The organism is Pseudomonas sp. HS6-2 (assembly GCF_049325675.2).
In the GTDB taxonomy this organism is placed as follows: Bacteria; Pseudomonadota; Gammaproteobacteria; order Pseudomonadales; family Pseudomonadaceae; genus Aquipseudomonas; species Aquipseudomonas putida_N.
The window spans coordinates 646834-671660 of the sequence record NZ_CM143906.1; the positions used below are offsets into that span (position 1 = coordinate 646834).

A 24827-nucleotide genomic window follows, 5' to 3' on the forward strand; every position below is an offset into this window, starting at 1 on the left:
GACTTGTCCCGCGAAGAATTCAGCACCGAACTCAGCTTGGTTCGGCACCCGGGTTCAGCACCAGCTGCATGAAGGTCAAATCCAGCCAGCGCCCGAACTTCACCCCCACCTGCGGCATCTGCCCGGTCACCACGAAGCCCAGCCGCTCATGCAGGCGCACCGAGGCGGCATTGCCACTTTCGATGGCCGCGACCATCACATGCTTGCCGCACCCACGCGCCCGCTCGATCAGCGCCGCCATCAGCACCGGGCCCAGGCCCTTGCCACGCTGGTCGCCGCGCACATACACCGAGTGTTCCACGGTCAGGCGAAACCCTTCGAACGGCCGCCAGTCGCCGAACGAGGCATAACCCAGCACACCGGTCTCATCCACGGCCACCAGGATCGGATAGCCCTGCTGCGCCCGTGCTTCGAACCAGGCCTGGCGGTTGCCCAGGTCCACCGGGGTTTCGTTCCAGATTGCCGTGGTGTTGCGCACGGCGTCGTTGTAGATGTCGAGGATGCCCGGTATGTCGGTGGCCAGGGCATCGCGGATTACGTAACTCATGACAGCGTCTCGCAGGATCGTTGATTGCAGATTAAATGGTTACCAGCCCGCGCACACCTTCAGCCTGCATGTTTTCACCCCGGCCGCGCTGGATGATTTCGCCACGGGCCATGACCAGGTACTGGTCGGCCAGTTCTTCGGCGAAGTCGTAGAACTGCTCCACCAGCAGGATCGCCATGTCGCCCCGCTCGGCCAGGCGCCGGATCACCGCGCCGATCTCCTTGATCACCGAGGGCTGGATACCTTCGGTCGGTTCGTCGAGGATCAGCAACCGCGGGCGGCTGGCCAGGGCTCGGCCGATGGCCAGCTGTTGCTGTTGGCCACCGGACAGGTCGCCGCCACGGCGTTGCTTCATCTGCTCAAGCACGGGGAACAGTTCGTAGATGAACGCGGGTACTTCACGTGCCTCGCGGGCCGGGAAGCGCGACAGGCCCATCAGCAGGTTTTCCTCGACAGTCAGGCGCGGGAAGATTTCCCGGCCCTGGGGCACGTAGGCGATCCCGGCATGCACCCGCTGCTGGGGCTTGAGCGTGGTGATCGGCTTGCCTTCCCACTCGATATTGCCTTCACGGGCCGGCACCAGGCCCATCAGGCAGCGCAGCAAGGTGGTCTTGCCCACACCGTTGCGGCCCAACAGGCAGGTGACTTCGCCGACCTTGGCCTCGAAGGACAGGCCGCGCAGGATATGGCTACCGCCGTAGTACTGGTGCAGGGTGTCGATTTTCAGCATGTCTTGTCCTTGGTATTGATCAGCGACCCAGGTAAACCTCGACCACCCGCTCATCCGCCTGCACTTGTTCCAGCGACCCTTGCGCCAGCACGCTGCCCTGGTGCAGCACGGTCACATGGTCGGCGATGCTGCCGACGAAGCCCATGTCATGTTCCACCACCATCAGCGAGTGCTTGCCGGCCAGGCCCTTGAACAGCTCGGCTGTGAACTCGGTCTCGGCATCGGTCATGCCCGCCACTGGCTCGTCGAGCAACAGCAGTTGTGGCTCCTGCACCAGCAGCATGCCGATCTCGAGAAACTGCTTCTGCCCATGCGACAGCAGGCCGGCCTGGCACTGGGCCAGTGGCAGCAGGCGCAGGGTAGTCAGCACTTCTTCGATGCGCTGGCGCTGTTCGCCGCTCAGGCGCGCGGCCAGGCTGGCCCACACCGACTTGTCGGTCTTCAACGCCAGCTCCAGGTTCTCGAACACGGTCAGCGCCTCGAACACCGTGGGCTTCTGGAACTTGCGGCCGATGCCGGCCTGGGCAATCTGGTACTCGCTCATGCGGGTCAGGTCGAGGGTGTCGCCGAAGAAGGCGCTGCCCGTGTCGGGGCGGGTCTTGCCGGTGATCACGTCCATCATCGTGGTCTTGCCGGCGCCGTTGGGGCCGATGATGCAGCGCAGTTCGCCGACGCCGATGTACAGGTTCAGTGCGTTGAGCGCCTTGAAGCCGTCGAAGCTGACGCTGATGTCCTCAAGGCTCAGCACCGTGCCGTGGCGGGTGTCGAGGCCGGCCTTGCGGCTGTGGCCCAGGCCGATCGCCTCGCGGCCGCTGCCGAGGGTGTCGAATACGGGTTCGAGCATGAATTCCGGGTGGACCGGGGGCACGCCTCTCATGGCTGGCTCCTTTTCTTCAACAGGCCGACCACACCTTTGGGCAAGTACAGGGTCACGAGGATGAACAGCGCACCGAGGAAGAACAGCCAGAACTCCGGGAAGGCCACGGTGAACCAGCTCTTCATGCCATTGACCAGGCCGGCACCGAGCAGCGGGCCGATCAGCGTGCCACGCCCGCCCAGGGCCACCCACACGGCGGCTTCGATGGAATTGGTCGGCGACATTTCGCTGGGGTTGATGATGCCCACCTGCGGCACGTACAGCGCACCGGCCAAGCCGCACAGCACGGCGCTGAGCACCCACACCAGCAACTTGAAACCGCGCGGGTCGTAGCCGCAGAACATCAGCCGGTTTTCGGCGTCGCGCACGGCGGTGAGCAGGCGGCCGAATTTGCTCTGGGTCAGGCGCCAGCACAGGTACAGGCTGGCCAGCAGCAGGCCGACGGTGAGCAGGAACAGCACCGCGCGGGTGCCCTGCGCGGCGATGTCGAAGCCGAGGATGGTGCGGAAGCTGGTGAAGCCATTGTTGCCGCCGAAGCCCGTTTCGTTACGGAAGAACAGCAACATGCCGGCGAAGGTCAGGGCCTGGGTCATGATCGAGAAGTACACGCCCTTGATCCGCGAGCGGAAGGCGAACCAGCCGAACACCAGCGCCAGCAGCCCGGGTGCCAGCACCACCAGGCACAGGGCCCAGGCAAAGTGCTGGGTACCGGCCCAGTACCACGGCAGTTCGCTCCACGACAGGAAGGTCATGAACCCGGGCAGGCCGTCGCCGGCCGCCTGGCGCATCAGGTACATGCCCATGGCGTAGCCGCCGAGGGCGAAGAACAGGCCGTGGCCCAGCGACAGCAACCCGGCATAGCCCCAGACCAGGTCAAGGGCCAGGGCGACGATGGCGTAGCACAGGATCTTGCCGACCAGGGTGAGGGTGTAGGCCGAGACCTGCAGGGTGTGATCGGCCGGTAGCAGCGACAGCAGCGGCAGGGCCACCAGCAGCAGGACGACGACCGCGCCGATGGCCAGCGACAGCCGTGGCCCGGCCTTTTGCGTAGCGGTGACAAGCAGTGGCTGGTTCATCAGTCGATTACCCGTCCCTTGAGGGCGAACAGGCCTTGCGGGCGCTTCTGGATGAACAGAATGATCAACGCAAGGATGAGGATCTTGCCGAGCACCGCACCGATCTGCGGCTCCAGCAGCTTGTTGGCTATCCCTAGGCCGAACGCTGCCCAGAGGCTGCCGGCCAGTTGCCCGACGCCGCCGAGCACCACCACCAGGAACGAGTCGATGATGTAGCTCTGGCCCAGGTCCGGGCCGACATTGCCGACCTGGCTCAGGGCCACGCCGCCCAGGCCGGCGATGCCCGAGCCAAGGCCGAAGGCGAGCATGTCGACGCGCCCGGTGGAAACGCCGCAGCAGGCCGCCATGTTGCGGTTCTGGGTGACGGCGCGCACGTTCAGGCCCAGGCGTGTTCGGTTGAGCAGCAGCCAGGTGAGCAACACCACGGCGAGCGCAAAGCCGATGATCACCAGGCGGTTGTACGGCAGCACCAGGTTAGGCAGCAGCTGGATGCCACCCGACAGCCAGGCCGGGTTGCTGACTTCTACGTTCTGCGCGCCGAACAGCAGGCGAATGGCCTGGATCAGGATCAGGCTGATGCCCCAGGTGGCCAGCAGAGTTTCCAGCGGGCGGCCGTAGAGGTGGCGGATCACTGTGCGTTCCAGGGCCATGCCGACCCCGGCGCTGACCGCGAAGGCTACCGGCAGGGCGATCAGCGGGTAGAACTCGATGGCACCAGGGGCGTAGCGTTGCAACAGCACCTGGACCATGTAGGTGCTGTAGGCGCCGAGCATGAGCATCTCGCCGTGGGCCATGTTGATCACCCCGAGCAGGCCGAAGGTGATCGCCAGGCCGAGCGCGGCCAGCAGCAGGATCGAACCCAGCGACAGGCCGCTGAAGGCCTGGCCGAGCAGTTCGCCGACCAGCAGCTTGCGCTTGACCTGGGCCAGGCTGGTTTCGGCGGCGGTACGCACGCCCGGGTCGCTTTCCGCGCCCGGCTGCAACAGCGCTTCGAGGCGGGTGCGGGCCAGCGGGTCACCGGTTTCGCCGAGCAGGCGCACGGCGGCCAGGCGCACGGCCGGCTCGCCGGCGCCTAGTTGCAGGTTGGCCAGGGCCAGGCCGAGGGCGGCATGCACGGCGGCGTCTGGCTCGCTGGCGAAGCGCCGGTCGAGAAAGGCCATCTGTGCCGGTTGCGCGCTCTTTTGCAGTTGTTGGGCGGCGGCCAGGCGCGTGGCGTTGTCGTCGCTGAGCAGTTGGTGGCTGGCCAGGGCGTTGTCGATCAGACCGCGCAGGCGGTTGTTCAGGCGTACCTTGCGCGTGTCATCGGCGGCGATACGGCCCTGGCGCAGGTTGTCCAGCAGCGGCAGGCGCGCGGCATCAGGTTGTGCCGCCCAGCTTTCGAGCAGTCGGGCCTGCTCGGCGGGCTTGGCGGTGAGGAAGAATTCGCCCTCGCTGGCCTGGGTTGCCAGAGGGATTAGCAGGAGCAATGTGAGCAGGAATCTGAGCATGCGGGCAATCCTGGAAATCGGTGTTGGATTCTTCGCGGGACAAGCCCGCTCCCACAGGCATCGCGCAGGCCTGTAGGAGCGGGATTGTCCCGCGAATGGGCTGCAAAGCAGCCCCATGCACTCAGTTACCTTTCACTGCATAGTCCGGACGCTTGTCGTTACCCGGAATGAACGGGCTCCACGGCTGCGCCCGCAGCGGCTGCTCGGTTTCCCAGACCACGCTGAACTGCCCGTCATCCTGGATCTCGCCGATCATCACCGGCTTGTGCAGGTGGTGGTTGGTCTTGTCCATGGTCAGGGTGAAGCCCGACGGTGCCTTGAAGGTCTGCCCGGCCAGCGCCTCGCGGACCTTGTCGACGTCGGTGGACTTGGCCTTCTCGGCGGCCTGTGCCCACATGTGGATGCCCACGTAGGTGGCTTCCATCGGGTCGTTGGTCACCGCCTTGTCGGCACCCGGCAGGCCTTTGGCCTTGGCATAGGCCTTCCAGTCGGCGACGAACTTCTGGTTGACCGGGTTATCCACCGACTCGAAGTAGTTCCACGCGGCCAGGTGGCCCACCAGCGGCTTGGTATCGATGCCGCGCAGCTCTTCTTCACCCACCGAGAACGCCACCACCGGCACGTCAGTGGCCTTCAGGCCCTGGTTGGCCAGTTCCTTGTAGAACGGCACGTTGGAGTCGCCGTTGACGGTGGAGATGACTGCCGTCTTGCCGCCGGCGGAGAACTTCTTGATGTTGGCGACGATGGTCTGGTAATCGGCGTGGCCGAACGGCGTGTACACCTCTTCGATGTCCTTGTCGGCCACGCCTTTGCTGTGCAGGAACGCGCGCAGGATCTTGTTGGTGGTGCGCGGGTACACGTAGTCGGTACCCAGCAGGAAGAAGCGCTTGGCGCTGCCGCCATCCTCGCTCATCAGGTACTCGACGGCCGGGATGGCCTGCTGGTTGGGCGCAGCACCGGTGTAGAACACGTTCGGCGACATCTCTTCACCCTCGTACTGCACCGGGTAGAACAGCAGGCCGTTGAGCTCTTCGAACACCGGCAGCACCGACTTGCGCGACACCGAGGTCCAGCAGCCGAACACCACGGCGACCTTGTCCTGGGTCAGCAGCTGGCGGCTCTTTTCAGCGAACAGCGGCCAGTTGGAGGCCGGGTCGACCACCACCGGTTCGAGCATCTTGCCGTTTACCCCGCCCTTGGCGTTGATCTGCTCGATGGTCATCAGCGCCATGTCCTTGAGCGAGGTCTCGGAAATGGCCATGGTCCCCGACAGCGAATGCAGGATGCCGACCTTGATGGTCTCGGCCGCCTGGATGCTCCAGCTAAGGCCCATTGCCGCAATCGATGCGCTGAGGGTAAAGGCCTTGATCAGACTGCGACGCTTCATGTGCTCTCTCTCCGCTGAGTTTTTTATGGTGTTGGCCAAGCGGGGAGGGGCGTTGCAAGGGGTGTGCCTAGTGGCGGAAGGTTCGTAATAGAGGGGTTGTGCGAGGTGTTGGGGCGTTTGCGAGGTCCAGCTTGGTGCTTGTTGGATTCGTGTGCACAGGATTGGGGCCGCTGTGCGGCCCCTTGCTGAGTCAGCTGTTACGCACCGCCGAGCGCGGATGACGGCGGCTACGCACGAACTGGTAGGTCACCGCCAGCAGCAGGAACCAGATCGGCGTCACCACCAGCGCCGAGCGGGTGTCGGCCTCCAGGCTCAGCAGCACCAGGATGAAGGCAAAGAACACCAGGCACACGTAGCACATGAAACGCCCGCCCGGCATCTTGTACTTCGAAGCCTGATGCAGTGCCGCACGGTTTTTGCGGTACTTCAGGTACGACAGCAGGATCAGCGTCCAGACGAACATGAACAGCACCGCCGAGACGGTGGTGACCAGGGTGAACGCCTCGATCACGTTCGGCACCAGGTAGATCAGCACCGCACCCAGCAGCAGGCAGGTGCAGGAAAAGTACAGGCCGTTGGCCGGCACCGAGCGGCTCGACAGTTTCTCGAACGCTTTGGGCGCATCGCCTTCCTGGGACAGGCCATAGAGCATGCGGCTGGTGGAGAATACGCCGCTGTTGGCCGACGAGGCCGCCGAAGTCAGCACCACGAAGTTAATGATGCTCGCCGCCGCCGGCAGGCCGGCCAGCACGAACAGCTCCACGAACGGGCTCTTGCCCGGTACCACGTCGCGCCATGGGGTCACCGCCATGATCGCGATCAGTGCCAGCACGTAGAACACGATGATCCGTACCGGGATCGAGTTGATCGCCCGCGGCAGGGTGCGCTCAGGGTTCTTCGCTTCAGCGGCGGTGGTGCCCACCAGTTCGATGCCGACGAACGCGAACACGGCAATCTGGAAGCCGGCGAAGAAGCCCATCAGGCCATTGGGGAACATGCCGCCGTCATTCCACAGGTTGGCCAGCTGCGCCGTGCGCCCGCTGGGCGAGGTGAAACCGGTGATGACCATGTACAGGCCTGTGGCGACCAGGCCGAGAATGGCGACGATCTTGACCAGGGCAAACCAGAACTCCAGCTCGCCGAACATCTTCACCGTCACCAGGTTCAGCGACAGCAGCAAGGCCACGCAGGTCAGCGCCGGTATCCACTGCGGCAGGTCGGGGAACCAGAACTGTGTGTAGGCAGCGATGGCGACTACGTCGGCGATGCCGGTGACCACCCAGCAGAACCAGTAGGTCCAGCCGGTGAAGTAGCCGGCCCAGGGGCCGAGCAGGTCGGCGGAGAAGTCGATGAACGACTTGTAGTTGAGGTTCGACAGCAGCAGTTCGCCCATGGCGCGCATGACGAAGAACAGCATGAAGCCAATGATCATGTAGACGAAGATGATCGACGGCCCCGCCAGGCTGATGGTCTTGCCCGAGCCCATGAACAGGCCGGTGCCGATGGCACCACCGATGGCGATCAGCTGGATGTGGCGGTTGGTCAGGTTGCGCTGCAGATGTTGTTCATCTGGCGTGTTGGGAGAAGTTTGCGTCATCAAGCTGCATTCCCTTGGAAGGTCGGTCTTCTTGTCGGAGGTAGCCGGTTAGGCTAACACGCTCGTGCCAGATCGGGGCGCGACAGATCGACTCGACTTTTGCGTAGCAGCTGTTCTCCTGTGCCGGCCTCTTCGCGGGGCAGGCCCGCTCCTACAAGAGAACGCAATCGCTTGTAGGGGCGGGCTTGCCCCGCGAAGAGGCCGGTGAGGTATCACGCGCTGGCCAGCACCCGGCGGCGCTTCACCACCAGGCTATCCACCACCCACATCACCACCATCGACACTCCCACCATCGGGAACATCACGCCCAGCACCAGCATCACCCCCACAGCCGTCTTCCAGCGCGGCAGGTCATGACGCAGCGGCGGCACGCCCAGCCCACCCTCGGGCCGGCGTTTCCACCACATCACCAGGCCGCTTACCGAACCCAGCAGAATCATCAGGCACACCAGCAGGATGATGATCTGGTTCAGCGGCCCGAACATCTTGCCCTCGTGCAGCATCACGCCCAGCTCGGTCGCGCGAGCCACCGGGCTGTAGTCCTGCCAGCGCACATCCGCCAGCACCTTGCCGGTGTACTGATCGACATGCAGGGTCGCGTCGTTGCGCGGGTCGTCGGCGAACACGGCGATGGTGTACACGCCGTCGGCAGTGGTCGGCGCGGTGATGCTGTAACCCGGTTCGACCTGGCGTGAAGTGGCGATGTCTTCCACCTGCTGCAGGCTCACCTGAGGCGCAGCCGGAGCACTGTCCATCATGTGATGCCCGGCATGTTCGGCATGCGCGCCGGATTGCGGCATCGGCGTGTTCTCCATCGCCCACGGCACGGTCTGACGGTGCGCGCTGTTCAGTTCGCGAGCTTGCTGGTCCGACTTGGGCACGTCATTCCACATGGCCGCCGGGAAGCGGTTCCACAGATCGGCGTACTGCTTGCCCCACATGCCGGTCCAGGTCATGCCGCTGACCAGCATCAGCAACAGCAGGGCCGAACCCCAGAACCCGGTCACCGCGTGCAGGTCGCGCCAGAACAATCGACCTTTTGCCGCGAACCGTGGCCACAGCACACCGGCACCGTTGCGCCCGCGTGGCCACCAGAGGTACAGGCCGGACACCACCAGCACGATGCCCCAACCAGCGGCCAACTCAACCAGGCGGTCACCGACCGTACCGACCATCAGTTCGCCGTGCAGGGCGCGGGCGATGGCCTGCAGGTTCTGCTTGCCGTCCTGCTCGCCAAGGATCTTGCCGCTGTACGGGTCGACAAACACGTTCAGCTCGCGGCCACCGTCATGCACCACGAACTGCGCGCTGCGCTCGGCATTGGTTGGCGGCAGGTACTGGCCGACATGGCCTTTCGGGTAGGCCTGGCGTACTTCGGCCAGCAGTGTGTCGGCGCCCTGTCGATGATGGCCGGCTTCGACCACCATCAGGTCACGGTACAGCAGCGGGTCGAGCTGCGGTTTGAACAGGTAGATGATCCCGGTGATCGCCAGCAGGATCATGAACGGGGCCACGAACAGCCCCGCATAGAAGTGCCAACGCCAGGCCAGGTTGTAGAAGTTGATGCGTGTTCCTCTCATGGGAACCTCCTGTTTGACCAGCTGATGGGCGCGCCCGAAGCCGCGCCCGTTGTTGTTGTCAGAAGCTGAAATCGACCTTGGTCCAGAAGGTCCTGCCTGGCTCGTTCACCGGCTGTGGGTCATTGGCCGGGTAGCCGAACCCGGCATTCCCGGCCAGGTTCAGGTGCTCGGCGTAGGCTTTGTCGAACAGGTTGTCGACCCCTGCGCTGAGCTTGAGGTTGTGGTTCACCTTGTAGGCGCCGTTGAGCGAGAACACGCCGAAACCGGCGCTCTTGTCGTAGTCCTTGCCGACCACGTTGCCCTGGTTCTCGGCGATGCGGTTCTGCTCCGCCACCAGGCGCCACAGGGCACCGGCGCTCCAGCTGTCGCGGCTGTAGGTCAGGCCCAGGCGGCTTTCCAGCGGCGGCATCTGTGGCAGTGCCTTGCCGTCGCTGCTGTTCTTGCCCCAGGCGTAGGCCAGGGTGGCATCGGCCTTCCAGCGCTCGGTGAGCTTGTAGGCCGCACCCAGTTCGCCGCCCATGATGCGGGCGTCGATGTTCTGTGCCTGGGAGGTGCTCATGCCCATCATTGAGGTGCGGTAGTCGAACAGGATGTAGTCACGGATCTGCCCGATATAGCCCGAGGCCCAGGCCTCCAGGCGCTCGTCGCGGTACTGGATGCCGAAGTCGAGTTGGGTGGTTTTCTCCGGCTTGATGCCGTCGAAAGCGTTGGCCGCGCCGGGTGGTGCCAGCTTGGGCGAGAACAGCTCCCAGTAGTCCGGGAAGCGCTCGGCGTGGCCGAGGCCGAGGTAGGTGGTGGCGGGGATCGCCGCCAGGTCATGCTCGTAACGCACGAAGCCGCTGGGCAGCGTGTCGGCGCGGGTGTCGCCTTGAGTGGCACTGCCCTGGCGGAAGTCCCGGGCCGAGGCGCGGTCCAGGCGGGCACCGGTGATCAGCCGGTCTTCGCCGGTGGCGTACCAGGTGAGCTCGCCGAAAGCACCATAGTTGTGGAAGTCGGCATCCTTGGTCCAAGGCTGGCCCTTGTGTGCATCGACGCCCATGCCACCGCGCTGGCGGTGTTCGTTGGTCTGGGCGTCGATGCCGCTAATCAGCTGCACATCGGCCCAGCGCCAGGTGGCCTTGAGGCGAGCGCCCAGCGTGCGGCGGTCGACGTTGCTGACCATGGGCATGCCCATCATGCCGGAGCCTGATGGCGTGCGCAGGCTGTAGTTGTCCATCACGTGGTCGGCGTAGTTGTAGTAGACCTGCGCTTCGACCTTGTCGAGCACCTCGCCGAGGCTGGACTTTTCAAAGCGCAGGCCCAGGCTCTCGCGCTTGAACTGCGAGCCGTCCATGCCACGGCCGGCGTAGCGTGCCTCGCCGTCACCCTTGCCTGCGGTAAGTTCGAGCAGCGTGTCCTGGTCGGGGGTCCAGCCCAGGGCCACGTCGCCATTCCACTTTTCCCAGCGCGAAGGCACGGTGTCGCCGTTGCCATCCTCGTAATCGTCCGAGTGCGACTGGTTGCCGACGAAGCGCGCATAGCCCTGGCTGTTGCCGGCCGCAGCATCGAGCACCTTGTCGAAGCGGCCGTTGGAGCCGGCCAGCAGGCTCGCGTTGACCCGGCTGCCGAGGGTGCCGAACTTTTCCGGCTCCCGTTCGAAGAGGATGGTGCCCGCCGAGCCGCCTGGCCCCCAGATCACGCTTTGCGGGCCTTTGATCACGGTCAGGCGGTCGTAGGTTTCCGGTGCGATGTAGGAGGTCGGGGCATCCATGCGGTTGGGGCAGGCGCCGAGCATCACGCCGCCGTTGGTGAGAATGTTCAGGCGCGAGCCGAACATGCCGCGCAGCACCGGGTCGCCATTGGTGCCACCGGCGCGGATGGCGGAAAAGCCAGGGATGGTCTTCAGGTAGTCGGCCCCATCGCTGGCCGGCACCGGTTGGCGCGGGTCCTTGGGGTTGGTGACCACGGTCAGCGGCGAACTCGGCGCAAGCGCGGTGATCACCGTTGGGCTCAGCTCGGCCTCAGGGCCTTCATGGCCAGGTTCGGCAGCCAGGGCCATGGGCGCGAGCAGCGAGCCGCACAGTGCGGCGAATGTCCCTCGCAGGGAAGAAGCTAAAACAGGGGTGCAGCCGGACATAGTGATTCCAGTCGATCAGTCATGAGTGTGCGCGAAGCCTCCTGGCTCCGTGCGATAGCGGTGGTGTCAGACGCTGATCGAAAGGGGCGGCGCGCGGCTGCGCGCACCGGGGAACACGGCCTGCCGGGCGTGACCCTGGCGCGTAGGTGCCGGGATGAGGGTGGGGGGAGCTGTGCTGGCGACGCTGAGTGGGCTGAGGGTTTGTGGCAGGGCCGGGCAGTTGAACAGCAGGCTGCAGTAGCCGCACTTTTCCCACATCACATGCAACTGGCCATCGTTGCCGTGACCGTGATGGGCATCACTGCCATGGGCCTGATGGGTATCGCTGCCCGCAGGCATGGACATCGACATGTCCATCGGCATGTTCATGCCAGCGTGGTGGTCCATCGGCATCGACTGGGAAACCAGCGGGCCGATGAAGATCATCCACATGGCGAACAGGCTCAGCCAGCCGCCACCGACGCGCCTGCGTTCAGGGCGGGTGGTACGGCTGAGGCTGTTGCGCGGCAGGCTCATGTTGGCGAGCGCCTGTCAGCTAGCGTCAGTGTGCGTGTTCGTGAGCCTGGGGCTGGTCCTCCGGTGCCTGCTTCTGTACGGCCACGTCGACAGTGATGTCTCCGGCCTTTTCGAAGTGCAGGGTCAGCGGGAAGCGCTTGCCGTCGGTAAGCAGGCTGCGGTCCTTGGGCTGCATCAGCATCACGTGGTAAGCGCTGGGGGCGAACACCAGGTCTTTGCCGGCGGGCACCGTCACGCTTTGCACCTGCTGCATCTTCATCGCGCCGCTGGCGCTCATGGCGTGCTCATGCAGCTGTGCGTCATCGCTGATCGGGCTGTCGACGCTGAGCAGGCGGTCATCGGCCTTGCCGTTGTTGTGCACGACGAAATAGGCGGCGACGTTGGGGGCGTTGGGCGGTAGTTGCAGCGACCACGGGTGAGCGATGTGCAGGTCGCCCACGGTGTATTCATGGGCGTGGGCATAGGCGCCGGGCAGCAGCAGGGCGGCCAGTACAAGAGCTTGCTTGAGCATGGTGAATCTCCGATCTGTTCAGGTTCAGGCAGACAGCGTGATGAACTCAGGCCAGCGGAGAGGCACGGGGATTGAGCGCGGGCCATAGCTGGCGCGGCGTGGGTTGGTAACTGGCGGGTGGCGGCTCGCGCCCGGCCAACAGCGTCGGCGGGTTGTGCAATTGCGGCGGATAACCCGGCAGGGCCAGCAGTGGTGCAGCGCCCGAACAGCACCAGCAGTGCTGCATGTTGGAATGCTGATCGCTTTGGGTACCGAGGTCGATCTTGGCCAGGGCCTGGACATCGACCTTGGCCTTGCCAGCCACGCTGGAACAGAAAGCCCCCCACAGCAGCTGCTCAGCCGGGCCTTTGGGCGCGGCTGAAGACAGCGGCATGGCCAGCAGGTTGAACAGCACTGCTAGGCAGGCTATCCAGGCAATGTGCCGACGTGGGGGCATGGAGAGATCCGGTCAGGAATCGTGGGCGGTATTGTAAGGCGGAGTATAGGTAAAAATGCTGGGGTGCGGTGAAGTGACGCAGGCGCCAGGCATTGGGGCTGCACAGCAGCCCCCGGCAAGCTCAGGCCTTGTTGCGCCCTATCAGCCCACGCACGGTCTCCTGCAGGTCCGCTGGCAGCACCACACCCTTGGCATTGTTGCTGCTGGCGAGGTTCTCCATGGCCCCCACATAACGCTCACCCAGCAGGTACATGGCTGGTACGGTTTCGTTCGGCAGGCGATAGGCGACCACGTCCATGTACGGGATGACGATGTTCAGGCCTGGCTTGAGGGTGTTGTGGGCCCAGGCGCTCGACGATCCATTCCTCGCCCTGGGGCACGATGCGCCCCCCCTTGAACACGGTGATCAGGACGAACAGAGCGAGGGCGCCGACGACGACGAGACTGGTCATGATGCAAACTTCGTTTCAAATGCCAATTCAGGCCCGGACGACCCGGGCGGTATTGCCTTCGATGGCGACGAGGCGCACACGCTCGCCTGCCGGGATGTCGCCGTCGGCGACGCAGGTCCATTCCTCGTTGCCCAGCAGCGGCTTGTGGAAGCGCACGCGGCCTTTCTGGAATAGTGAGACGCTGCTGGTCAGCAGCCCGACTTCACCGATTACGCTGTCGGCGGTCCAGCGCACGTCCGGTTGCTTGCGCTTGAACAGCTTGAACCAGAGGAACGTGGTCACCGAGGAGAACAGCACCCACAGCAGCACCTGCATATCCAGTTGCACGGCGGGGGCGGCCAGGGCGATGAGCGAAACCAGCACGGCACCGATGCCGAACCAGATGATGAAGAACGTCGGCAGGACCAGTTCGAGCAGGATCAGGCCGATACCGAAGACCAGCCAGATCCACCATTGCATTTCCATATGAACAACGCCTTCCGGAGGGGAGGCCGAAGTTTAAGGCAGTGGAGCGGGACTGGGCCACTTCATGGGCGGACGGAAAAGTCTGAAAGTGCTGTAGTCAATTGAGCTGAGGATGTGAACTCCCGATCCACCACAGGTAACACAGGGCGCTTCAGTATCAGCACTGGCACCCCGCGTTCCCGTGCCACGTCGAGTTTTGGTTCGGTCGCCACACTGCCGCTGTTCTTGCTCACCAGCACGTCGATGCGGCGCCGCTCGAACAATGCTCGCTCGTCTTCGATCTGAAACGGCCCACGTGCGCCGATGACCTCACAGCGCTCATTGCCCGCGCAGGCTTCCAGCGCTCGCAAGGTCCAGAACTGCTCCGGCGGAATCTCCTCAAGATGCTGCAGTGGCTCGCGGCCGAGCGTGAACAGTGGTCGCTTGAACGGCTTGAGTGCTTCGATCAGGCCAGCCCAGTCGTCCACCTCGCGCCAGTCGTCCCCCGGCTGCGCCTGCCAGGCCGGGCGACGCAGGGCCCAGCAGGGGATGCCGGCAGCCTGTGCGGCGCTGGCAGCATTACGGCTGATCTGCGCGGCATAGGGGTGGGTGGCGTCGATCAGCAGGCTGATGCCAGCTTCACGCAGGTAGGCTGCCAGGCCCTCGGCGCCACCATAGCCACCGACCCGTACCTGGCACGTGAGGTCCTGCGGCACGCGGCCGATACCGGCCAGGCTGTAGACGTGCTCGGGGCCGAGCTGGCGGGCGATGGCCAAGGCTTCGGTGACGCCGCCGAGCAGCAGGATACGGTGGCTCATTGCACACCTGCCTTGCCGACGATGCCGCCCTGGCGGTCGATGGCGAACACTTCGACCTGTACCTGAGCCGGTACCACGCTGCGGGCGAAGGCCAGGGCATGGGCGCATACCGCATCGCCCAGGGCGATGCCTGCGGCGTGCGCCAGGGCCAGGGCCTGCTGGCTGGTGTTGGCGGCAATGATGGCCGTTTGCAGCTCGGCGTCGGCGCCGATGTCCGCTGCCCAGCCGGCCAACTGTGGCAGGTCGATGCTCGAGTGGCGGCTGTGCAGGTCCATGTGGCCGGCAGCCAGCTTGCTGATCTTGCCGAAACCGCCGCACAGGGTCAGGCGTGGCACCGGCACTTTGCGCACGTGCTTGAGCACTGCGCCGACGAAGTCGCCCATTTCGATCAGGGCGATCTCGGGCAGGTTGTAGACCCGGCGCATGGTGTCTTCGCTGGCGTTGCCGGTGCAGGCAGCGATATGGGTGTAGCCGTTGGTGTGGGCGACGTCGATGCCCTGGTGGATCGAGGCGATGTACGCCGAGCAGGAAAACGGCCGGACGATGCCGCTGGTGCCGAGGATCGACAGCCCGCCGAGGATGCCCAGGCGCGGGTTCATGGTCTTCAGTGCCAGCGCCTCACCGCCTTGCACATTGACCGTGACCTCGAAGCCGCCCGGATAGCCGCAGTCGTCGGCCAACTGCTGCAGGTGCTCGCTGATCATCCGCCGTGGCACCGGATTGATCGCCGGTTCACCCACTGCCAGCACCAGGCCGGGGCGGGTGACGGTACCGACGCCAGAGCCCGCGACGAAGCGTATGCCAGGTTGGGCCTGCAGGCGGATCTGGCTGTAGAGCAGAGCGCCGTGGGTGACGTCAGGATCGTCGCCGGCATCTTTTAGCGTGCCTGCTTCGGCGCGCTCGCCGACCAGGCGGCAGAATTCCAGGCGCATCTGCACCACCTTGCCCTTGGGCAGGGTGATGTTCACCGCGTCGTCGCACTGGCCGGTCAACAGCAACTTGGCAGCGGCAAGGCTGGTGGCGGTGGCGCAGCTACCGGTGGTCAGGCCGCTGCGCAGGGGCGCGGGTTGCTCGCGGGTTTCTTCACGCATCGAGGGGTTTCACCACGTCGAGCAAGGTGATCGGCAACGCCTGGCGCCAAGTGTCGAAGGCACCCAACGGCTGAGCCTGAGCTACGTGGATTCGGGTCAGCTCGCCACCGTGCTGTTCACGGAAGTGCGCCAAGGCCAGTTCGCTTTGCAGGGTCACCGCATTGGCCACCAGCCGCCCACCGGGGCGCAAGCGTTCCCAGCACAGCGGCAACACACCTTCGCGAGTGACACCGCCACCAATGAAAATGGCATCTGGGCGTTCCAGTTCGGCCAGGGCGTCGGGTGCCTTGCCGCGAACCAGCAGAAGGCCCGGTACGCCGAGGGCATCGCGGTTGTATTCGATGAAGCCCTGCCGACCCTCGTCGGCTTCGATAGCCAGGGTGCGGCAGGCCGGATGAGCGCGCATCCATTCGATGCCGATCGAGCCGCAACCGGCGCCGACATCCCACAGCAACTCACCGGGTTGTGGCGCCAGGCGCGCCAGGGTGATGGCGCGCACGTCGCGCTTGGTCAGCTGGCCGTCATGGCGGAAGGCGCTGTCTGGCAGCCCGGGCACTCGCGGCAGGCGCACGGCATCCGGGCTGGCAAGGCATTCGATGGCGACCAGGTTGAGGGCGGCGCGTTGGCTGTGCGGCCAGTCATTGGCTGTGCCGCAGAGGTGCTGCTCGGCCGCACCCCCGAGGTGCTCCAGCACGTGCAGGCGGCTGGGCCCAAAGCCGCGCTCGCGCAGCAGTGCAGCGATGGCTGCAGGGCTATCGCCGTCATTGCTCAGCACCAGCAGGCGCTGGCCGCTGTACAGGTGGGCATTGAGCGCCGCCAAGGGGCGTGCGACCACCGATACCACCTGCACGTCCTGCAGTGGCCAGCCCAGGCGGGCGGCGGCCAGGGCGCAAGAGGAGGGCATCGACAGCACCTGCATTTCTTTGGCCGCCACCTGCCGCGCCAGGCTGGCGCCGACGCCAAAGAACATCGGGTCGCCGCTGGCCAGTACGCAGGTCGGCTCACCGCGCAGTGCCAGTACCGGGGCGAGGGAGAATGGCGTTGGCCAGTCTTGCCGCGCGGCGCTGATGCAACGCGGCAGCAGGGCCAATTGGCGAGGGCTGCCGATGATCCGCGTGGCGCCCAGCAGGGCGCGCCGGGCCTGCTTGCCCAGGCCGCTGAAGCCGTCTTCGCCGATGCCTACTACTGTCAGCCAGGGGGTCATTGATACCTCTTCGGGGTCTGGGGCTGCCCAGCGCCCCCATAATTTTTGCTCAATCGCTGTTGACGCTCGACCACCGGCTTTTCATGCCGTCGGACAAAGCAGGCATAATACCGCGCCTTCTACACTCAAGCGCATTTTCAGCGATTGCCGGACGCCCCTTTGACGCCATCCAACACCCTCGTAGTATCACCCCGTCCCTCGGCTTGCCCGGGGTTGTGGCGCATCGTCAGCGCCCGTGACGGTGGCATCTGCCGCATCAAGCTGCCCGGCGGCCTGCTGCTGGCCGACCAGGCCGAGGCGGTGTCGGCGGCAGCCGAGCATTTTGCGGGCGGGGTGATCGAGGCCACCAACCGCGGCAATCTGCAGATCCGCGGTATCGGCAGCGATCATGCCGGGTTGGTCGAAAGCCTGCTGGCCGCCGGCCTCGGTCCGCGTGACGCGGCCAGCGATGACGTGCGCAACCTGATGCTCAGTCCGCTGGCTGGTCATGACCCGTCGATGCTGCTGGATGTACGCCCCCTGGCCGGGCAGATCCTCGACCTGCTGCAAGGTACGCCGCGCTTCCATCAGTTGTCGGCCAAGTTCGCCGTGCAGCTCGATGGGGGTGAAGGCGTGGCGATGCTCGATCACCCTCACGACCTGTGGCTCTCGGCACTGCGCCTGGAGCAGCGCGACTGGCTGGCATTTGGCCTGGCCAGCTGCCCGGCCGATGGCCAGGTCCTGGGCGCGGTGCCGCTGGAGCAGGGGCTGGCGCTGGTGCGCGCGATGCTCGATCGATTCCTCGATCTGGCCAGCCCGGAGCAGTCGCGCATGCGCCAGTTGCTGGAAGGTTGCCAGGTCGATGTCTTCATCGACGGTCTCGGCTTGCAACTCCGCCGCGATGCGGCCGTGCTTGGGTGGCGGCGTGAAGGCGCGCAACGCCCGTGGCTGGGTGCCGTGGCGCAGCACAAGGGCATGGCATTGGGCGTCGCGCCGCCGCTGGGCCGCCTGTCACCGGCCATGTTGCGTGGCGCTGCCCGGGTGGCCCGCCAATGGGGGGATGGCAGCCTGCGCCTGACCCCGTGGCAAAGCCTGATGCTGACCAACATCGCCGCATCCGACCTCGGTCAGGCCCGCGTCGAGCTGTCGGCACTGGGCCTGCTCTGCCAGGCCGATGAGCCCCTGGCGCGCGTGGTTGCCTGCACCGGCAGCAGTGGCTGCGCCAAGGCCCAGGCCGACACCAAGGCCGATGCAGTCGAGCTGGCGGCGCTGCTGGGCAGTGGCGTGCCCGGCAGCGTGCATTTGTCCGGCTGCCCCCGTTCCTGTGCCGTGGCCCATGTCGCCCCGGCCACCTTGCTGGCCCGTTCACCGGGCCGCTATGACCTCTATTTGCGTGACGCGCACCTGCCGGGCCTGGGTGCCCTGCGCGCCTCCGACCTTACCTTGAATGAAGCAGGCGCCATGCTCGCCCTGCCGACGGAGCACCTTGATGATTGATTACATCCGCGATGGTCAGGAGATCTATCGCAATTCCTTCCGGATCATCCGTGAGGAAGCCCGGCTCGAGCGGATCCCCGCAGACCTGGAAAAGCTCGCCGTGCGCGTGATCCATGCCTGCGGTATGGTCGACGCCATCGACGGCCTGCAGTTCTCCGAAGGGGCCGGCCGCGCCGGTCGTGAAGCCCTGGCCAACGGCGCGCCGATCCTCTGCGACGCGCACATGGTTGCCGAAGGCATCACCCGCGCGCGCCTGCCCGCCAACAATCCGGTGATCTGCACCCTGCGCGACCCGAGCGTGCCAGGCCTGGCCAAGGATGCCGGCAACACCCGTTCCGCCGTGGCCCTGGAGCTGTGGCGTCCGCACCTGGAAGGCAGCGTGGTGGTGATCGGCAATGCCCCGACTGCGCTGTTCTACCTGCTGGAGATGATCGATGCCGGGGCGCCAAAGCCCGCCTTGATCCTTGGCTTCCCGGTTGGCTTCGTCGGCGCTGCCGAGTCCAAGGCAATGCTTGCCGCCGACAGCCGTGGCGTGCCGTTCGTGATCATGCAGGGCCGCCTGGGCGGTAGCGCGATGGCCGCTGCTGCGGTCAACGCCCTGGCCACGGAGGTGGAGTGATGGTGCGCGGACGACTGCTGGGCCTGGGCGTAGGCCCCGGCGACCCTGAACTGATCACCGTCAAGGCACTGCGGCTGCTGCGCGAGGCGCCAGTGGTGGCGTATTTCGTGGCCAAGGGCAAACGCGGCAACGCCTTCGGCATCATTGAGGCACACCTGCAAGCCGAGCAGACCTTGCTGCCTTTGGTATACCCGGTGACTACTGAGGCACTGCCCGCGCCGCTGTCCTACGAACAAGTGATCAGCGATTTCTACGATGAAGCGGCCGTACAGGTGGCCGAGCACCTGGATGCCGGTCGCGATGTGGCCGTGATCTGCGAAGGTGACCCGTTCTTCTACGGCTCTTACATGTACCTGCATGACCGCCTGGCCCGGCAGCATGAGGCCGAAGTGGTCCCGGGCGTCTGTTCGATGCTCGGTGGCGCGTCGGTACTGGGCGCGCCACTGGTGTATCGCAACCAGAGCCTGTCGGTACTGTCGGGCGTACTGCCCGCCGAAGAGCTCAAGCGCCGGCTGGCAGATGCCGATGCGGCGGTGATCATGAAGCTTGGCCGCAACTTCCCCAAGGTGCGCCAGGTGCTGGGCGAACTGGGCCTGGACGGGCGTGCGCTGTATGTCGAGCGGGCGACCATGGCCAACCAGAAGATCGTGCCACTGGATAACGTGGACCCGCAGTCCTCACCGTACTTCTCGCTGATCATCGTGCCGGGGGAAAAATGGCAGGGCTGAACAGGCAACAGGCGCCTGCCATCGTCATTCTGGGCGGCGGCAGCCTGGCTACGGCGCAGCGCATCCAGCAACGTTATCCACAGGCGACCATCCACGGTTTGCGTGGCCGGGTCGAGGGTGCCGATCAGTATTACGACGGCTTCGGCGATACCTTGCGCGTGCTGTACCAGCAGGCCGTCCCGATCATCGCCCTGTGCGCCGCCGGCATCGTCATCCGCAGCCTGGCCAGCCTGCTCGATGAGAAAGGTGCGGAACCGCCAGTGTTAGCCGTGGCCGAGGACGGTAGTGCAGTGGTGCCATTGCTGGGTGGCCTGAGCGGGGTCAATGGCATGGCACGTGAGCTCGGCGAGGCTCTGGGTGTGGCGGCTGCAATCACCACCAGTGGCGAACTACGCTTCGGCACTTGCCTGCTCAACCCGCCCGAGGGCTATGCCCTGGCAGACCTCGAACAGGGTAAGCGCTTTGTCTCCGACCTGCTGGCCGGCGAAAGCGTACGTGTCGAGGGGGACGCACCCTGGCTTGCGCAGGCGCAGTTGCCCGCCAGTGACACGGCCCGGCGCACCATCCATGTTGGTTGTGATGCGCGCGTGGCCAGCCGTGACGAACTGCTGATCCACCCACGCTCCGTGGTGGTGGCGCTCGCTGCAGGCGGGCCTGGTCTGGCCGAGCAAGTGCGCGGCGCCTTGCGTGAGGCCGGCATTGCCGAGCCCTCCCTGGCTTGCCTGCTGGTCGCCGAGCAGGCGATGGCCGAGCCATCCTTGCACGAGGCCGCGGCAGAACTGGGTGTCGTGCTGCGCTTCGCGGCAATGAACGGCACGTTGGCCAGCATGGCGGCCGAGGCGTTGCCCGAGGCTCGTCTTATCGAACAGTCGGGCCTGGTGATCGCATCGGCCCCACTGCCGGTCGACACGGCGCGCCTGGGTCGCAAGCGTGGTCGCCTGGCGGTGATCGGCCTGGGCCCTGGTGCGGCCGAGCTGATGGTGCCGGCGGTAAAAGCCGAACTGGCGCGTGCCGAGGACATCCTCGGCTACGAGACCTACGTGCGCATGGCTGGGCCGTTCCGTGACGATCAGGTGCAGCACTGCACCGATAACCGTGAAGAGATGCAGCGTGCCCGGCATGCCTTCGAGCTGGCGACCCAGGGGCGTTCGGTGGTGGTGGTGTCCTCGGGTGACCCGGGTGTGTTCGCCATGGCCGCCGCGGTGCTGGAAGCCCTGCATGCCTCCACGGACCCCGCCTGGCATCGGGTGGACCTGGAGATCCTGCCAGGCGTATCGGCTTCGCTGGCAACCGCCGCACAAGCCGGCGCGCCATTGGGGCACGACTTCTGCGTGATGTCGCTGTCGGATAACCTCAAGCCCTGGTCGATCATCGAAAAACGCCTGGACCTGGCTTCCCAGGCGGATCTGGTGCTGGCCTTCTACAACCCGATCTCCAAATCCAGACCGCATCAACTCGGTGTTGCGCTGGAGGTTGTGCGCCGGCACCGCGACGGGCAGACGCCTGTGGTGCTGGGCCGTGATATCGGCAGGCCAGGGCAGACCCTGAGGGTGGTGACGCTGGCCGAGCTGACGCCCGAGATGGTCGACATGCGCACGATGGTGCTGGTGGGTTCGTCGACCACCTGCACCTTTGCTCGCGTCGAGGGTGGGCAGTGGGTCTACACCCCGCGCTGGTACCCGGTCGCGCCCTGAGTCCGAGGGCTAACCGAGCAAGTAGCCCTTGATCCCGGTGAAGATGATCTGCGCCGCCAGGGCGCAGACGAACAGCCCCATCAAGCGGCTGACGATCTGCAGGCCCTGGTCCCCGAGCAGTTTTTCGATGCCGTGCGACAGGTACAGCACCAGGCCTACGGTGAAGCTGGCCAGGGCGATGCTGACGATGGCCAGCAGCTTGTCGTCCCAGTGCGGTTGGCCCACGCCCATCACCAGCAGTGCACCGATGGTGCCGGGGCCGACAGTGAGCGGGATGGTCAGCGGCACGATGGTCACGTCCTGCTGCACGTTGTCGGCCTGCACAGCCGGTTTACCCTGGGCCATGCTCAACGCCGAAATGAACAGCACGCTGCCGGCACCGATGCGGAAGGCGTCGGCGGTGATGCCGAAAATACCGAAGATCACCCTGCCGAACAGGTACAGCAGCACGCTGGCCACCAGCGCGGCAAAGGCGACCTTCCAGGCCAGTTGCTTGCGCTCTTTGCTGGAGTGGCCACGGGTCAAACTGATGAAGCACGACAGCACGAAGAACGGGCTATAGAGCACCAGCATCTTCAGGTAGACACTGAACAACTCGTGGAGCATGGGATGGTCCTTGAGTGAGAAGCGTGGTGTGTAGGCGTGCGTTCGGTTGGGTCAAGAAGTCTGTACTGGGTCAGCTTTGGCTTCGCGCTGATTGGCCCAGTACTGGATCAACTCGCGCAATTGCGACAGTTCGACCGGCTTGGCCATGTGCCCGTCCATGCCGGCCAGCCGTGCGCGTTCCTTGTGCTCTGCCAGTATATGCGCGGTCAGCGCCACCACCGGGGTGCGCTGGCGCTGGTTGGTGGTTTCCCAGGCGCGCAGCTGCTGGGTCGCGGAAAAACCATCCAACACCGGCATTTCGCAGTCCATCAGCACCAGGTCGTAACGCTGTGCCTTCATCGCCTGCAAGGCCTCCTCGCCGTTGCTGGCGGTGTCGGGCTCCAGGTTGAGCTTGCCGAGCATGCCGCGGATGACTTTGGTCGAGATGCTGTTGTCTTCGGCCACCAGCACACGGAAGTCGCTCGGCAGCTCAAGGGTGCCTTGCGCGCCGGGTAGCGTAGCCGGCACGGCCTGCTCGTGGCCGCGCTGGGCCAGTTCTTCGGCCAGGGTGGTCTTGAGCGTATAGCCGGCAACCGGTTTGGCAAGGATGCGCTTGACCCCGGCATTGCGCGCGATGACCTTGCTGGGCGCGTTGCTGATGCCAGTGAGCATCACCACCAGGATGTCGTGGTTCAGGCTCGGGTCTTCCTTGATCTTGGCCGCCAGCTGCATGCCGGTCATGCCTGGCATGTTCTGGTCCAGCAATACGGCGTCGAAGTAGTCGCGCAGGTGCGCCTTGGTTCGCAGCAGGGCCAGCGCTTCCTTGCCGGACGGCACCGCGCTGACATTCATGCCCCAGGCGCTGCATTGCTGCACCAGTACCTTGCGGCAGGTGTCGTTGTCATCCACCACCAGGACCCGGGCGTCGCGCAACGGGCCGTCCAGGTCGGCCGGTGGCTGCTCCAGGCGTGACGGGTCGAGCGGCAAGGTCAGCCACAGGGTGTTGCCCATGCTGGTGCTGCTCTTGATGCCGAACTCGCCTTGCATCAGGCCGATCAGCTGCTTGGCAATGACCAGCCCCAGGTGGCCGCCGAGCTTGTTGCTGGAGAGGAAGTGGTGGCTGTGCAGTTCGGCCTGCAGCAAGGCCTCGCGCTCGGCAGCAGGCAGCGGCTCGCCACTGTCCTGCACGGCAATGCGCAGGCGCGGAATCTCGCCGCGTTGGTCCAGCGCCACCACCAGCAGGATCTCGCCCTGGGAAGTGTTCTTCAGGGCATTTTCCAGCAGGCTCGACAGCGCCTGGCGCAGGCGTGTCGGATCACCACTGATGACCCGCGGCACCTGCGGCTGGGTGAAGCTGATCAGCTCGATGTTCTGCTGCTCGGCCTTGGCGCGGAAAATGTTCAGGCAGTCTTCGATCAGGGCGTTCAGGTCGAACTGCACGTCATCCAGTTCGATCTGCCGCGACTCCAACTTGGAAATGTCGAGAATCTCGTTGATCAGCGTCAGCAGCTCGTTGCCGGCGCTGTGGATGGTCTGCACATAGTCGCGCTGCTTGACCGACAGCGGCGTGCCGAGCAACAGCTCGGTCATGCCCAGCACACCATTCATGGGGGTACGGATTTCGTGGCTGATCTTGGCCAGGAACTCTGCCTTCGCGTTGATCTCGGCATCGCTGGCTGCCAGTGCACGGCTGGCACTGAAGCGTTCTTCGCTGATGCGCCGCAGGCGCTCGCTGACGGCCAGGTTCAGCAGCAGGCCGCTGACCACCGTCATGCCCAGGAGGATGCACAGCAGCCAGGGTGTCGAGGTGCGGGTCAGTCCGAGCAGGGCCGGCAGCAGTACCAGGCCGCCAAGGTTGAACACCAGCATGGCGATGCTGAACAGGCGTGCGGGTGCATAGCCCCTGTACCAGTGGTAGCTGCTGGCCAGCAGCATGGTCACACTGCCGATGGCCAAAAGGGCATAGGTCATCAGGTTGAGCGGCAAGGTGTCGATGAACAGCAGGATCAGGCCGCTGACCGCAGCGACCAGCATTTCGCCCTGCAGCAGGCGATTAAGCCGCGGTGAGTTGCGGGGGGCGAAGAAATGTTGGGTGAAATACAGCCCTGACAGCCCGGCCAGCACCAGGGTCAGGTAGGCGGCGGGGGTTTGCGCGCTGTGCCACAGGTGCCACCACGGGCCGCTGAGGTTGAGCAGGATCAGGCCGCTGAGCATCATCAGCCCGTGGTACAGGGCGAGATACAGCGTGGTGCTTGAACGGGTGTAGAGGAAGCGGATCAGGTTGTGCAGGATGAGCATCACCAGGCCGCCGAACAGCATGCCGAACAGCAACGGTTGGCTATGGTCGGAGGCAGCTACCGCTGCAGGCTCCAGGCTTATCGCCGGGCGCAGTTGGTGCTCCGAGACCAGGCGCAGGTAGATGTCCAGCGAGTGCTGGCTGTTGGGCAAGGATAATACGTGGTCGCTGCCACGCAGGGTCGGGCTGCCATTGCCGGCCTGGCGGCCATGGTGCAACTGGCGCAGCAGCCTGTCGCCATCAAGGGCGTACAGATCGAGGCGGGACAGGTCGGGGGCGAAAATGCGCAGCAGCTGCTCCTGGTCACCCGGTTCCAGGCGATAGTGCAACCACAGGGCCTGCTCGGCCGGTGCCGCATCGAGCTCGCCAAGGGTGGTCGGGCTGAACTGGCTGCGATAGCGATCGGAGCGCACGTCGCTCAATTGCAGGTTGGCCTGTTCATCGAGCAGAACCGACCAGCCTCCGCCCTGTTCGGCCGAAGCCGGCAGCAGGCAGAACAGGGTCAGCAAGCTGACGATCAGAGCTGTGGCAATCCGAAGCCGACGCACTACGAGATCCCT

General features: G+C 65.3%; 22 protein-coding genes and 1 pseudogene. 4 read left to right on the forward strand and 19 right to left on the reverse strand.

Annotation, left to right across the window (positions count from 1 at the left end; genetic code table 11):
- Positions 1-31 precede the first annotated feature (31 nt).
- The 17 genes and pseudogenes from ACOKS3_RS02930 to cbiE all read right to left on the reverse strand — a co-directional run bounded on the left by ACOKS3_RS02930 (position 32) and on the right by cbiE (position 16869).
- A complete protein-coding gene (locus tag ACOKS3_RS02930) occupies positions 32-547 on the reverse strand; it encodes a GNAT family N-acetyltransferase (RefSeq protein ID WP_422764374.1) in 516 nt (171 codons plus the stop codon).
- A gap of 31 nt (positions 548-578) precedes the next feature.
- Positions 579-1277 (reverse strand): urea ABC transporter ATP-binding subunit UrtE, encoded by a 699-nt coding sequence (gene urtE / locus ACOKS3_RS02935; protein WP_103445856.1) that lies wholly within the window; start codon positions 1275-1277, stop codon positions 579-581.
- Positions 1278-1296: 19 nt separating this feature from the next.
- On the reverse strand, positions 1297-2154 hold the full coding sequence (urtD, locus tag ACOKS3_RS02940) for an urea ABC transporter ATP-binding protein UrtD (protein WP_422764375.1): 858 nt from the start codon (positions 2152-2154) through the stop codon (positions 1297-1299).
- Positions 2151-3230, reverse strand: a complete 1080-nt coding sequence (urtC, locus tag ACOKS3_RS02945) for an urea ABC transporter permease subunit UrtC (RefSeq protein WP_103445855.1) — start codon at positions 3228-3230, stop codon at positions 2151-2153. The genes urtD and urtC overlap by 4 nt, the downstream gene beginning before the upstream one ends.
- On the reverse strand, positions 3230-4717 hold the full coding sequence (gene urtB, locus ACOKS3_RS02950; protein ID WP_422764376.1) for an urea ABC transporter permease subunit UrtB: 1488 nt from the start codon (positions 4715-4717) through the stop codon (positions 3230-3232). Before urtB ends, urtC begins: the two co-directional genes overlap by 1 nt.
- 121 nt (positions 4718-4838) lie before the next feature.
- Complete coding sequence (urtA, locus tag ACOKS3_RS02955; protein ID WP_346643802.1) at positions 4839-6104, reverse strand: urea ABC transporter substrate-binding protein; 1266 nt, start codon at positions 6102-6104, stop codon at positions 4839-4841.
- A 190-nt stretch (positions 6105-6294) separates the two neighbouring features.
- On the reverse strand, positions 6295-7701 hold the full coding sequence (gene cycA, locus ACOKS3_RS02960; RefSeq protein WP_103445852.1) for a D-serine/D-alanine/glycine transporter: 1407 nt from the start codon (positions 7699-7701) through the stop codon (positions 6295-6297).
- A gap of 212 nt (positions 7702-7913) precedes the next feature.
- Positions 7914-9281, reverse strand: a complete 1368-nt coding sequence (locus ACOKS3_RS02965; protein WP_103445851.1) for a PepSY-associated TM helix domain-containing protein — start codon at positions 9279-9281, stop codon at positions 7914-7916.
- 58 nt (positions 9282-9339) lie between these two features.
- Positions 9340-11397, reverse strand: a complete 2058-nt coding sequence (locus ACOKS3_RS02970; protein WP_422764377.1) for a TonB-dependent copper receptor — start codon at positions 11395-11397, stop codon at positions 9340-9342.
- Between the two features lie 66 nt (positions 11398-11463).
- Positions 11464-11913, reverse strand: coding sequence for a DUF2946 domain-containing protein (locus ACOKS3_RS02975; RefSeq protein ID WP_422764378.1), 450 nt, complete (start codon positions 11911-11913; stop codon positions 11464-11466).
- A 25-nt stretch (positions 11914-11938) separates the two neighbouring features.
- Entirely contained in the window at positions 11939-12424 is a 486-nt protein-coding gene (locus ACOKS3_RS02980) for a copper chaperone PCu(A)C (RefSeq protein WP_103445848.1), read from the reverse strand.
- A gap of 46 nt (positions 12425-12470) precedes the next feature.
- A complete protein-coding gene (locus ACOKS3_RS02985) occupies positions 12471-12860 on the reverse strand; it encodes a DUF2946 domain-containing protein (RefSeq protein WP_103445847.1) in 390 nt (129 codons plus the stop codon).
- A gap of 121 nt (positions 12861-12981) precedes the next feature.
- A pseudogene (locus tag ACOKS3_RS02990) lies at positions 12982-13312 on the reverse strand (hypothetical protein).
- 27 nt (positions 13313-13339) lie between these two features.
- Complete coding sequence (locus ACOKS3_RS02995; protein ID WP_422764379.1) at positions 13340-13777, reverse strand: NfeD family protein; 438 nt, start codon at positions 13775-13777, stop codon at positions 13340-13342.
- Between the two features lie 62 nt (positions 13778-13839).
- Positions 13840-14574 carry a cobalt-precorrin-6A reductase gene (locus tag ACOKS3_RS03000; protein WP_422764380.1) on the reverse strand — a complete coding sequence of 245 codons (735 nt, stop codon included), beginning with the start codon at positions 14572-14574 and terminating at the stop codon, positions 13840-13842.
- Positions 14571-15665 (reverse strand): cobalt-precorrin-5B (C(1))-methyltransferase, encoded by a 1095-nt coding sequence (locus ACOKS3_RS03005; RefSeq protein ID WP_422764381.1) that lies wholly within the window; start codon positions 15663-15665, stop codon positions 14571-14573. Before ACOKS3_RS03005 ends, ACOKS3_RS03000 begins: the two co-directional genes overlap by 4 nt.
- A complete protein-coding gene (cbiE, locus tag ACOKS3_RS03010) occupies positions 15658-16869 on the reverse strand; it encodes a precorrin-6y C5,15-methyltransferase (decarboxylating) subunit CbiE (RefSeq protein WP_103445843.1) in 1212 nt (403 codons plus the stop codon). The genes ACOKS3_RS03005 and cbiE overlap by 8 nt, the downstream gene beginning before the upstream one ends.
- 144 nt (positions 16870-17013) lie before the next feature.
- Between cbiE and cobG the strand changes: the two genes are divergently transcribed.
- From cobG to cobJ, 4 genes are read left to right on the forward strand one after another with little or no spacing between them, the layout of a single operon-like run.
- Positions 17014-18345: a precorrin-3B synthase gene (gene cobG, locus ACOKS3_RS03015; protein WP_422764382.1), complete on the forward strand. Its 1332-nt coding sequence runs from the start codon at positions 17014-17016 to the stop codon at positions 18343-18345.
- Complete coding sequence (locus tag ACOKS3_RS03020; protein WP_103445841.1) at positions 18338-18964, forward strand: precorrin-8X methylmutase; 627 nt, start codon at positions 18338-18340, stop codon at positions 18962-18964. The genes cobG and ACOKS3_RS03020 overlap by 8 nt, the downstream gene beginning before the upstream one ends.
- The gene (locus tag ACOKS3_RS03025) at positions 18964-19692 is read left to right on the forward strand and encodes a precorrin-2 C(20)-methyltransferase (RefSeq protein WP_103445840.1); all 729 of its coding nucleotides are present in this window, start codon (positions 18964-18966) and stop codon (positions 19690-19692) included. Before ACOKS3_RS03020 ends, ACOKS3_RS03025 begins: the two co-directional genes overlap by 1 nt.
- A complete protein-coding gene (cobJ, locus tag ACOKS3_RS03030; protein WP_103445839.1) occupies positions 19680-21386 on the forward strand; it encodes a precorrin-3B C(17)-methyltransferase in 1707 nt (568 codons plus the stop codon). The genes ACOKS3_RS03025 and cobJ overlap by 13 nt, the downstream gene beginning before the upstream one ends.
- A gap of 9 nt (positions 21387-21395) precedes the next feature.
- Here the strand turns inward: cobJ and ACOKS3_RS03035 are convergent, their stop codons facing one another.
- Together ACOKS3_RS03035 and ACOKS3_RS03040 are read right to left on the reverse strand one after the other, a co-directional pair.
- Complete coding sequence (locus ACOKS3_RS03035) at positions 21396-21992, reverse strand: MarC family protein (RefSeq protein WP_103445838.1); 597 nt, start codon at positions 21990-21992, stop codon at positions 21396-21398.
- A 51-nt stretch (positions 21993-22043) separates the two neighbouring features.
- A complete protein-coding gene (locus tag ACOKS3_RS03040) occupies positions 22044-24815 on the reverse strand; it encodes a hybrid sensor histidine kinase/response regulator (protein WP_103445837.1) in 2772 nt (923 codons plus the stop codon).
- Positions 24816-24827: the final 12 nt, after the last annotated feature.